The sequence below is a fragment of the Clostridium sp. HV4-5-A1G genome, assembly GCF_900184915.1.
Taxonomy (GTDB): domain Bacteria; phylum Bacillota; class Clostridia; order Clostridiales; family Clostridiaceae; genus Clostridium_B; species Clostridium_B aromativorans.
On sequence record NZ_FXYI02000238.1, the window covers coordinates 1 to 4,096 of the forward strand.

5 protein-coding genes are annotated in these 4,096 nt (G+C 30.3%); all 5 read right to left on the bottom strand.

The window, feature by feature from the left end; all coding sequences use genetic code 11:
- Nucleotides 1–62: 62 nt before the first annotated feature.
- Nucleotides 63–1,010 carry a sugar kinase gene (locus J5G60_RS16910; protein ID WP_150356625.1) on the bottom strand — a complete coding sequence of 316 codons (948 nt, stop codon included), beginning with the start codon at nucleotides 1,008–1,010 and terminating at the stop codon, nucleotides 63–65.
- Between the two features lie 29 nt (nucleotides 1,011–1,039).
- Nucleotides 1,040–1,783 (bottom strand): sugar phosphate isomerase/epimerase family protein, encoded by a 744-nt coding sequence (locus tag J5G60_RS16915; protein WP_150356624.1) that lies wholly within the window; start codon nucleotides 1,781–1,783, stop codon nucleotides 1,040–1,042.
- 15 nt (nucleotides 1,784–1,798) lie between these two features.
- Nucleotides 1,799–2,419: a bifunctional 4-hydroxy-2-oxoglutarate aldolase/2-dehydro-3-deoxy-phosphogluconate aldolase gene (locus tag J5G60_RS16920; protein WP_150356623.1), complete on the bottom strand. Its 621-nt coding sequence runs from the start codon at nucleotides 2,417–2,419 to the stop codon at nucleotides 1,799–1,801.
- Nucleotides 2,420–2,555: 136 nt separating this feature from the next.
- Nucleotides 2,556–3,575: a LacI family DNA-binding transcriptional regulator gene (locus J5G60_RS16925; RefSeq protein ID WP_150356622.1), complete on the bottom strand. Its 1,020-nt coding sequence runs from the start codon at nucleotides 3,573–3,575 to the stop codon at nucleotides 2,556–2,558.
- Nucleotides 3,576–3,863: 288 nt separating this feature from the next.
- A partial coding sequence (locus tag J5G60_RS16930) for a zinc ribbon domain-containing protein (RefSeq protein WP_207876589.1) occupies nucleotides 3,864–4,096 on the bottom strand: 233 nt, incomplete at its 5' end.

The following is a 4,096-nucleotide window of genomic DNA, read 5'->3' on the forward strand; positions in this document are numbered from 1 at the left end:
TTATTTTAGTTTTTTGCATTTATCTCTTTTTTATTAAAATTATTAATATATCATTTTAAATTTTATAATTTCATAAATTCAATCAATTCTTTTTTTGATGGGTAACCATCGTTATCTCCTGGTGACATCACTGCTAATGCTCCTATTGCATTTCCCCTCCTGATAGAATCCCTCATGCTCAATTCTTCCAGTAATCCACTTATAAATCCAGCTGCAAAACCATCACCGGCACCAACAGTATCAACTACTTTGTCGACCTTAAATCCTTCTACCAAATAAGATCCTTCTTTTGATTTTACAAATGCACCTTTTTCCCCCAGTTTTATAATTACAAATTTAACACCTTTTTTTAGATAAAAATCGGCAATTTCTTCTTTTTTATTACTTCCCGTTAATATCAATCCTTCACCTATACCGGGCATTACATAATCACATTTAAACGCCAGATCGTTTATTGTTTTAACCATTTCCTCTCTGCTTGCCCATAATTGTGGCCTCAGATTGGGATCGAAAATGATCGGTATATTATTTTCTTTAATAGAATTCAATAATTTATAAACCGATTTCCTGGTACTTTCAGATAATGCCGGAAAAATTCCAGATATATAGGCACACTTGACTCCCTTTAAATCCAAATTGTCTAAATCATTTATATCAAAGTGAGCTGCGGCAGAATTCTTTCTGAAATAAAATATTTTAGGGTCTCCCTTGCTTACTTTTGATTTTAATTGAAATCCAGTAGGGTAATCATTAGTTGAACATATATAATCTGTCCCTATGTTTTCTTTTTTTAAGTTTCTCTTAATAAATATTCCAAAAGGATCTTCCCCCAATTTTGTGATGTATTCCACGGAATGTCCCAGTCTGGATAAGCCGACACATACATTGACTTCAGCACCAGCCAAATATTTTTCAAAATGCTTTACTTCACTTAATTCTTTGTCTAATTCATCAGCTCCAGCTGCTCCAAATAAAACTAATGGTTCTCCAATTGTTATTACTTCACTCATTTTTTACCTCCACTTAAAAGTTATTTATATTAGTATTCCAGCACCTTCTTAATCTCTTCTTTTATAACTGAAAAGTCTTCACATGGGTACTCTAAACTAACTGGAATATCTTTAGGAAATATATCGAGCACTTCTTTCCACAGTATATTTCCTTCATTTAATAAAACTGTCCTAAGTCCATCGGAAGTTCTTTTAACATCTTTTAGATGTATATGTCTAGTAAAATCTTTCAACAATTTTGCATTTTCCATCTCATCTTCATTTATCCAGGACCAGTTTCCAATATCATAAACATAGCCAATATCGATGTTTTCTTTTTTGCAATCCTCTAAAAATTTAATAATATTCTTGCATGTTCCATTTTCAACACTTTGATCATTCTCTATATTTATACTTATTTTAGTGTCTAGGATACCCCTTAGATCTTCTTTCAAATTACCTGCATATCCTCTGTAATCTCCAATGTTCAGCTTTAAACTTTTACAATTGAATTTTTTAGCTTCTTCAATATATTTTAAAATATTTTTCTTATTAACTTCACCATCTATAAACAGATATTTAGGTACACTATAATAAGTATTGATTCGAAATTTCTTGGATAGTTTAGAGAACATTTCTAGTTCTGTACTAAAATTTCTAATAAATTCTCTTCTTATTTCAATATTACTAAGATTGAGTTCATTTAAATATTCAAATATTTCCTCCTGTTTAAAACCTTTTTCCATATAATTTTTAAAAACAAGAGTATTAATAACAACTAATTTTTTATCCATAATAAATACTCCCACTTAATTTAATGCATCAAAAATATCTCTAACCCTTTTATCAATTTCATTTAAATTGTTTTCATTGATATTGTTTGTAAAGTATCCACCTAATCCAACAGCAACTGCACCATTTTCAAACCATTCTCTAATATTACTTTTATTAACTCCACCCGTTGGCATAAAATCTATGTATGGGAAGGGTGCTTTTAATTCTTTTATATATGACGGTTTAAGTGAGCTTCCAGGAAAAAGCTTTATAACATCTGCTCCCAGTTTATAAGCTCTAAATACTTCAGTAGGTGTGAGTGCTCCTAAAAAACAAAATATATCTTTTTCTTTACATATTTTGCAGACTTCCTCTACTGTACATGGTGAAACAATAAAGTCAGCTCCGTTTTCTATAGCTTCCTTGGCATCAGTTAGATTGACGATTGTACCTGCTCCAACTAAAATATCTGGAAATCTTTTTTTAAGTTTTTGTATTAAATTACCCGCGTTTTTAACGGTATATGTTACTTCTATTGCTTTTATACCGTTGACAATCAACTTTTCTGATACTTTTTCCGCTAATGTGAAATCTTTGCATCTGACAACTGCTATAATTTTTTTATTTATTTTTTCAGCAACATTGTATTTACTCATATTTATATCTCCTTTACTGTTTTTTATAAACCGGTTTCTAAAAATTATGTAAAAAATCTGTTTTTAATCATTTTTTAGAAGACGGTTTATATCAATATCTTATAAATATATCAATGCAGAATTACATTGATATATTTTAAAGTACAGTTGATCCTCTTATTTCTAATTTTGCTTTTAATTGTTTATGCACTATATCGTGGGTGCTTCCATTTTCTATTTTATCAATTAAAATCTTTGCTGCTTGAAATCCCATTTCACAGGTTGGTTGTGAAACAGTTGTAATTCCTGGAGTTATAAGCTCTGCCCAACCCCAATTATCATAACCACATATTGCAATATCATCTGGAATTTTTATGTTTAATTTTTTCATTGCCTGTAATGTATTTAACAGAACCACACCGTTTACTGCAAAAATCACTTTTTTACCGTTATGGCTGTTTTGGAATTTACGTATATTAACTTCAATATTTCCCTCTTCCTCGTGATCAATAACACATACATAGAAATTAGATTTATCTAGTCTTTTACTACATACATCTACAAATGCCTCTTCTCTCTCTTTTCTTGGAGTTATCCTTTTAGCATCTTCAGTAAAGAAAACAAGATTTGTAAATCCTGAATCTATTAAATAATTAATTGTTTGGCTTGTAAGTTCGTAATTATTACTAGTTACGGTACTAAATTCTTCTTCACAAACCGTTCTATCAAGCATCACAATTGGAATTCCCGTTTTTTTTATGCTGATTAATTTTTTTACGTTTTCACCCGTGCTATTTATAATTAATCCCTCTACTCTTTGATCTAATAAAGATTCAATATACTCTTCTTCTATACGAGGATTCCTATCGGAATTCACAATAATGATATTGTAGCCTTTGCTTTTACATGCATCACCAATTCCTTTGATTAATATAGATGAAAAGGGATTTATCAAATCTGCTACTATAACTCCGATTAACTTGCTTTTTTTAAGTTTTAAGCTTCTTGCAATATTATTTGGTCTAAAATCCAGTTTTTTAATTACATTCTCAATTTTTTTCTTCGTTTTTTCAGACATATATTCAAACTTACCATTCAAGTATCTGGATATAGTTGATTTAGAAACGCCCGCTGCTTTTGCCACGTCATCTATAACAATTTTTTTATTATTGTCCATATTTAATCTCACCTTACGAAACCGATTTCTAACATTAGAATATCATCTATTTTTAGCAATGTCAATATTGTTATATTATTTTTTAAGCATGTAAATTTAGAATATGCAGTGTTTTGATATATAAATATGTCGAACTTATAATGATGAAATATCATCTCATATCAAAGTAAACATCAATAGGTGAACTGCCACCACTTACAGAAGCGGATGGCTTCTTAGTCAATATTTCTAACGGAACAAGTTTACCTAAGCTCTAAAGGTCGAACCAACCTCAGTGTATTACTAAAATTATAAAGCTAATTTCAGCAGATTTTTGCTGGCGTTTATATCTCTGTCATGGTGTGTGCCACATTTAGGACAGGTCCATTCTCTGAGTGCAAGATTTTTTACTTCTATATTCTTATGTCCACAAACTGAACACAATTGACTACTTGCATAATTACTGGGTGCCACTATTATTTTTCTGCCATACCATCCAGCCTTGTATTCCAGCATTCTTCTGAATTCACTCCAGCTTGCTT